Consider the following 7802-nt stretch of genomic DNA (forward strand, 5'->3'; position numbering starts at 1 on the left):
GATGTTTAAGTCAATATAAGCTTATTAATGGGTAATACGTTATTTGGTCAGTGTTTATTAGCCCAAGCTGAAATTAGTTGGGTAAAGCTGAATAAATTACACAGAACGCTTTGTATTTTGACGATAAAGATTGTCTAATAACGCCTTATATTATGTCAGCCGACTTCACGCTATTCCTAATAACGAGACTCCCCATGCTTGAACTCACGCTCCAACTCGCGGTTATTTTATTTTTTGTTGCTCTGGTTGCGGGGTTTATCGACTCGATTGCTGGCGGCGGAGGCTTACTGACCATTCCCGCATTAATGTGGGCAGGGTTACCTCCAGCAGCGGCATTGGGTACTAATAAACTGCAAGCGTGCGGTGGCAGCTTTTTTGCGAGCTTATATTTTGTACGTAAAGGGATGGTTGATTTACGCAGTATCAAACTGTCGTTGATATGCGCTTTTATTGGTGCATCAATTGGCACAATATTAGTACAAATGATCGACGCTAAATTATTGGAGGTCGTGCTGCCATTTTTAATTCTAGCCATTGGTTGTTATTTTTTATTCTCTAAAAAAATAAGTGAACAAGATCGCCAACAAGTCCTCACCCCAAGTGTGTTTGCTTTTACTGCCGCATTGGGCGTTGGCTTATATGATGGTTTCTTTGGCCCCGGTACCGGCAGCTTCTTTGCTTTAGCATTTGTGTCATTGGCCGGCTTTGGTTTGGCCAAGGCAACCGCGCATGCAAAGCTACTCAATTTTGCCACTAACATTGCGTCGTTAATTTTCTTTTTAATCGGTGGTCAAGTCGCAGTGGTATTGGGATTGATTATGCTGGTAGGCCAAGCCATTGGTGCTACGTTAGGTTCACGTTTAGTGGTGACTAAAGGCGTTAAAATCATTAAACCTTTGGTGGTAGTGATGTCATTGGGCATGAGCGGCAAATTATTGTGGTCGCAATACATGTGATAGCAGTACATGTGATCATAGTAGCGATAATTTGGGTTTATTAACGCCAGCATTATGTGGTGTACGTGTTTGTTTTTATTGAAGGGATGTTATGCGCATTATTCACACATCAGATTGGCATCTTGGCCAATATTTTTATGGTAAAAGTCGCGCAGCTGAGCACCAGGCCTTTATGCAGTGGTTACTTGAGCAAATCAACATCCACCAAGTTGATGCGCTTATTGTCGCGGGCGATATTTTCGATACTGGCACACCGCCAAGTTATGCCCGTACGCTATACAATCAATTTATTGTTCAAATTAAACAAACAGGTTGCCAGCTAATTTTATTGGGCGGTAATCACGACTCTGTGTCGACGTTGAATGAATCTAAAAATCTCCTTGCTTGCCTAAATACTGTGGTTATTCCAGGTGCATTCGAGCATGTTGAAGAGCATGTATTTACCCTCAAAAATCGCCAAGGTGAAGTGGGTGCTATTTTATGTGGTTTACCCTTTTTACGCCCGCGTGATGTGGTGCTAAGTGAATCAGGTGAGTCATCAATTGATAAACAACGTAAATTGGGTGATGCCATTAGCGAGTTGTATCAGCGCTGTTTTGAGCAAGCTGAACAACTCAATAATACATTTACTACGCCAGTACCCATTATTGCGACAGGTCATTTAACCACAGTGGGTGCAAGTACTTCAGAATCCGTGCGTGATATCTATATTGGCAGTTTAGATGCCTTTAATGCAGCGCTGTTTCCTGCCGCAGACTACATTGCATTAGGTCATATTCATCGCCCCCAAGTGGTGGCGAAATCTGAACATATTCGTTACAGCGGTTCACCGATAGCGTTAAGTTTTGATGAACTCGCGACAGATAATACCACTAATAAATCCGTATTCTTGGTCGAATTTAGTGATGCCAAATTATCTCAAATCACAGCATTAATGGTGCCAGTTTTCCAGCCGATGCAGGTGTTAAAAGGCGACTTAGATAGTATTGAGCAGCAGATAAACGCATTTGCTTTGCAAGCAGAATCCGCAAAAACGACTTGGTTGAGCATTGAGGTGTCACAACAAGATTATTTGTCTGATTTGCAATCGCGCATTGCCGACATGACTCAAGACAAAGCGGTTGAAGTATTGCAGTTAAAGCGTGCCCGCAGTCAACGACAGCAACACATTAAGCAGCTCGATAATGAAACCTTATCTGAGCTCAGCGTCGACGAGGTATTTGGGCGACGTTTGTCGCAAGAAGAGTTTGAGAGTGAATCGCAACAGGCACAGTTAGGACGAATAAAGCAACGCTTTAACCAAGTGTATGCCGAAGTGGAGTCTGAGCGAAACAGTCAAGAAACGGCTGCGAGCCATGTGTTACAAGAAACGTCGACAGAAGCCGTTGCTACAAAAAGTGCTACCGAGGGTGAGCAATAATGAAAATTCTAAGCCTTCGCTTTAAAAATATTAACTCACTTAAAAATGAGTGGAAAATCGACTTCACCCAATCGCCATTTGCTGAAAACGGTTTATTTGCTATTACAGGTCCTACAGGCTCAGGTAAAACCACCATTCTCGATGCGATTTGTTTAGCGCTTTACCATCGTACTCCGCGGTTAAGTAATATTTCTAAAACCACCAACGAGTTAATGACTCGTGGCACTGCAGAATGTTTAGCTGAAGTTGAATTTGAAGTTAAAGGTGTCGCTTACCGAGCGTTTTGGAGTCAGCGTCGTTCGCGCGACAAAGCCGATGGCAATTTACAAGATGCGCAAGTCGAATTGGCTAAACTCAGTGACGGTAAAATCCTTGCCAGTCAGATAAAACGTAAAACCGAATTAATTGAAGAAATCACCGGACTCGACTTTGCTCGTTTCACTAAGTCGATGATGTTGTCACAAGGCCAGTTTGCCGCTTTTTTAAATGCCGAAGCCAATGAGCGCGCAGAACTATTGGAAGAGCTAACGGGTACTGAAATTTACAGCTTAATTTCAGCGCGAGTGCATCAGCATTTTTCTGATGCCAAAACTAACCTAAAAGTGCTTGAAGCTAAGCTTGGCAGTGTTGAGTTATTTGATCAACAACAAGTTGTGGCGCAGCAACTACAGATTGAACAACTCAATCAGGCGCTTGTGATCGATCAACAGCAATTAGCTCAATTAAGCCAATTTATTACCTGGGCGGACAATACTGAGCAATCGCAGCAGACATTAGTTAACGTTCAGGCTCAACAGCAACTAGCACTGTCTCGCGTACAGCAACATAGCGATGAACTAACTCGACTTGAACATAGTGAGCCAGCACAGCAAATCCAGCCTCTATTTGAACAGCAACAAAAAGCCCAGTTAAGCACCCGAGTATTATCGGAACAGATTGAACAGTTAACGGAACAAGTTAGTGTAGCTGAACAAACACTGCAACAGCACACCCACAAGCAAACGCAAGCTAAGCAAGGCGTTGATAAAACCAATCAAGCACACAAAGATTTGCTTAATCTTATCGACAAACAGGTGTTGCCGTTAGACCAACGCATTAGCCAATTGAACTATCAGTTGTCTCAGGTCAGATTAAGCCATCAGCAAACGGCTGAGCAACAACACAAAACGATTGAGCAACAGCAACAGTTGATGGCGTTGCAACAGCAACTCACGTCGGCAAAGCAAGACATACAGCAACAACTTGATAGTTTGCCACAAGGCCAAGAAGTGGCCAAAAAGTTTGCGGCTTGGCAGACGCAATATAGCCAAGTATTGCAATTAAACCAGCAGTTGAGCCAACTTGACACTCAACGAGTTCAGCAACAACACAATATCGAGCAAACTCAAACAACGTTAACTGAACTTTCGCCACAAATTAAGCTTGCCAAAACGACGGTCACCCAAGCGTTGGCTCAACAAGCCGACAGCCAGCAAGCAATAACAGCATTATTGGCCGGCCAAGACGAAAGTCAGATTAATCATGTCTACCAACAACTGGTCGAGCAGCAAGCTGGGCGTTATCAGTTAACCCAGCTATTTAGTCACTATGTGCGTCAGCAGCAACAATACCAGCAATTAAGCAGTCAATCGGTGCAATTTAACACTGATTTACAGGCTTTAGCGCTGTCACTTTCGCAGGTAAGAACCCAGTGGAGTGAAAAAAATCAGCAAGTAAAAGATCTGCAAACCATATTGCAGCAAGAACAGCAAATAGCCAATTTAACCTTAGAGCGTGCCAAGCTTAAAGCCGGTGAGCCTTGTGCATTGTGCGGTTCGACAGAGCACCCGTTAGTTGAGCGTTATGAAGCATTGAATGTGTCTGTTACCGAGCAAAGAATGCAGCAACTACAAATTGAACTAGATGCGATTAAACAGCAAGGTGAGCAGCTTAAAAATCAACAAACGGCGTTGCAAGTTAACTATGACAATTCGCTCAAGCAATTGAGCCTAGCGCAAACTGAATTACAATTAACTGAGCAACAGTGGCAACAACACACTCAGGCGCTTGCGGTAACGCTTGAATTACATGAGCAGCAACAACATAAGCTAACTGATTATATTGCCCAGTCAGAAGCCAAACAGCAGCAACTTGCCCAAACGATAAGTCAGCTTAACCAATGCCAAAAAACCTTACATCAACATCAGCACAATGCTACCCAAGCAGAACAAGCGTTGGCAGTGTTGGTTAATCAGCATGGATTATTGCAACAACAGCTTGATAATTTATCCCAAGGTTTAGTGAGTCAGCAGCAGCAAATTGAATCTGTTAACAAGCAACTACAGCAACTTAGCAGCGCACTGGATGCACACATTATTGCCACAGGGTTAACGCCGCCGAGACTTGAGGATGCCGACGCTTGGCTGCATCACTTACAACAACAACTTGAACGTTGGATTGAAGCGCAGCAGCAGGCTATCGATAACCAACAGCAGCTCAGTGTCACCGCAGAAAAACTCACCGCAAACAATCTACACACCTCTGAAATAGCAACCAAGCTAGCGGAAGTGACTGAGCAAGTGGTTACGCTTAACGAGCAACTCGATTCGGTACTCACAAAGCGTAAAGCCGTGTTTGCAGAGAAAGTGGTTGAAGATGAAAAGCTGCTTAGCCAACACGCAGTAGATCAAGCTCAGCAGGTATTTGTCTCAATTCAACAACAATTGCAAACGGCGGATAAACATTTTGCTGGCTTACAAGCGCAGTTGCAATCGACAACGCAGCAAGTCACCAAGGTTAATCAAGAGTTACAGCAGTTGCAGGCCAAATGGCAAGCGGCATTACAATCAAGCCCATTTGCTGATCAACAATCATTTGAGCAAGCCTTATTGACGCCACAAGAGCGTCACACCTTACAGCAATTAAAACTGCAACTTGATAACGACATTGTCAAAGCCAATACGTTAGTTGAGCAAGCCTTAACAAAACAAACGGATTTAGCGCAGCTGGCAGAGCAACACGGATACGATATTGCTCAACACAGCGATATAATGCTGCAACATCAAACGATTGAAGCTAAGCACCAACAAGACAAGCAAACACTGTGGCGCTTAAGCCATGAGTTGGAGCAAGATACCAATAAGCGGGCAGGGCAACAGCAACTGCTCACGGAACAAGCTCAAATGCAACAAGATTACGACGATCTTGCGTATCTGCATTCGTTAATTGGCTCACAAAAGGGCGATAAGTTCCGTAAGTTTGCTCAAGGGCTTACTTTAGACCATTTAGTGGCATTGGCGAACAGACAGCTGGAACGTTTGCAAGGTCGTTACTTACTTGAACGCAAAGAGTCCGATGCGTTAGAGCTACAAGTACTCGATACCTGGCAAGGTGATGCAGTACGAGACACCAGAACCTTGTCGGGCGGTGAAAGCTTTTTAGTGAGCCTAGCCCTTGCACTCGCATTATCTGACCTTGTTAGTCATAAAACGAGCATTGACTCACTGTTTTTAGATGAAGGCTTTGGTACGTTGGATAGTCAAACGTTAGATACCGCTTTAGACGCATTAGATAATTTAAATGCGTCGGGCAAAATGATTGGTGTCATTAGCCATATTGAAGCCATGAAAGAGCGGATCGACGTACAGATAAAAGTGACTAAAATGAACGGTCTTGGTATCAGTAAATTGCAGGGTGAGTTTGCTGTAAGTGGGTCTTGATCTGCCTCAAACTCCCATGATTACTGTAATCGAGTTCAAATTAATTATTAATTAAATATCATTTTATATTTGTAAAATGATTATTTTTTGATATAAAAGAGCGTTGATATGCAATTTGAGTGCAAAAGTCCGTATTTTTAGCTGTTTATACCGGATGCCGTAGTATCAAATATTGGGTCATATTCACCATAAAAAACGACATGAAGGCATAGCGTTAACTGAATTTATGCCCAATATCGCAATAACAATTTGCAGTAAAAGAAAAATAAAAAATATAAAGCGTCATCTTTTAGGGTGGATTAGACATTGCTAATGAGTAAAATTATGGGCTTCCAAAGGCCAGCGGTAAGTCAATTGAACTTGCCAAACTTGCACAAGAAAGTCTTGCTAGCGAGTGTATTTGTTGTCGGGGCGGCTTTATTATGGCCAACACAACAAGAGTTTTCATCACAACGTATTCCAGTGGCAATCGATATCGATTCGTTATTGCCACACATAGCTCAACAAGATAGCGCTTTGAAGCTGGTAAAGCCTATTTCACCGATTTTAAATCGCGTGATTGAAAGTGGTGATACCTTAAGTCATTTATTTGAATTAGCCGGTATCGACCAACGAACCATGTATAAAGTACTTGAGGCTGATTTAGAAGTCTTAGCACTAGATACACTTCTGCCGGGTAACCGAATCCAATTTTGGGACAACGCTAATGGCGAGCTTGATAAGCTAGAACTGTACTTTAGCCCTGCTCACCAAGTGGTATTCTCCCGTTTTAAAGACGGAACTTACGGTGTTAATGACATTAACATCGATGGCATTTGGCAAAATCGCATCGTTGGCGGAGAAATTAACGGCTCTTTTTATGTATCGGCTAAAAACGCTGGTTTAAGTGCCGCTGAAATTCAAAAAGTTGAAACTCTGTTAAAAACGAAATTAAATTTTTCTCGTGAGTTGCGCGCAGGTGATACTTTTTCGGTTTTGGTTAACGACCAATTTGTTGAAGGTGAACCAACAGGCACAACATCGATTGAAGGCATTCGTATTAATACCGGCCGTCGCGACATTACCGCGTTTCAAAATGTCGATGGCAATTATTACGACATTGAAGGTCAAAGTTTAACGCCTGCTTTTCAACGTATTCCGCTTAATCGAAAAGTTCGTTTAAGTTCGCGCTTTAACCCTAACCGTAAACACCCAATTACTGGTCGTATTCGTCCACATAACGGCACTGATTTTGCTACCCCAATAGGTACGCAAGTCGTAGCACCGGGAGATGGCATAGTCACTATGGTGACTAAACATCCTTATGCAGGCAACTATATTGTGATTCAACACGACAATAAGGTCAGCACACGCTACCTGCATTTATCGAAGTTTTTAGTTAAAAGAGGCCAACGTGTCACTCGTGGTCAACCGATTGGATTGTCGGGTAATACTGGTGCTTCAACAGGTCCTCACTTACATTATGAGTTTATTGTAAATGGTCGTCCTATCGACGCAATGAAAGCCAATATTGCAGAAGCTACTGTATTACCTAAAAAGCAACTACAAGCGTTTCAAGCTTTGGTGCATAGCCGTAGCATGATGATGGATTTAGGCTAATCACAACGCGTGTAAGCGAACTCTGAACGATAAAAATGCAGCCTATATTGGCCAATGCCGATCGTTTAAGGGCACTTGACCGATCTTGCAGATGAAAGATAATCCCTACCAGTATTCTGGTGGGGATTT

4 protein-coding genes are annotated in these 7802 nt (G+C 42.9%); all 4 read left to right on the plus strand.

The features are described 5' to 3' along the window. Nucleotides 1–194 precede the first annotated feature (194 nt). The 4 genes from AAEY98_RS16445 to AAEY98_RS16460 all read left to right on the plus strand — a co-directional run bounded on the left by AAEY98_RS16445 (nucleotide 195) and on the right by AAEY98_RS16460 (nucleotide 7673). Entirely contained in the window at nucleotides 195–956 is a 762-nt protein-coding gene (locus AAEY98_RS16445; protein ID WP_041413055.1) for a TSUP family transporter, read from the plus strand. A gap of 91 nt (nucleotides 957–1047) precedes the next feature. After that, on the plus strand, nucleotides 1048–2376 hold the full coding sequence (sbcD, locus tag AAEY98_RS16450; RefSeq protein ID WP_351018220.1) for an exonuclease subunit SbcD: 1329 nt from the start codon (nucleotides 1048–1050) through the stop codon (nucleotides 2374–2376). Then, on the plus strand, nucleotides 2376–6074 hold the full coding sequence (locus tag AAEY98_RS16455) for an AAA family ATPase (RefSeq protein ID WP_351018223.1): 3699 nt from the start codon (nucleotides 2376–2378) through the stop codon (nucleotides 6072–6074). Before sbcD ends, AAEY98_RS16455 begins: the two co-directional genes overlap by 1 nt. Before the next feature lie 312 nt (nucleotides 6075–6386). Next, entirely contained in the window at nucleotides 6387–7673 is a 1287-nt protein-coding gene (locus AAEY98_RS16460) for a peptidoglycan DD-metalloendopeptidase family protein (protein ID WP_101088090.1), read from the plus strand. The last annotated feature ends 129 nt before the right edge of the window (nucleotides 7674–7802 follow it).

Source organism: Shewanella sp. AC91-MNA-CIBAN-0169 (assembly GCF_040310165.1).
Classification (GTDB): Bacteria; Pseudomonadota; Gammaproteobacteria; order Enterobacterales; family Shewanellaceae; genus Shewanella.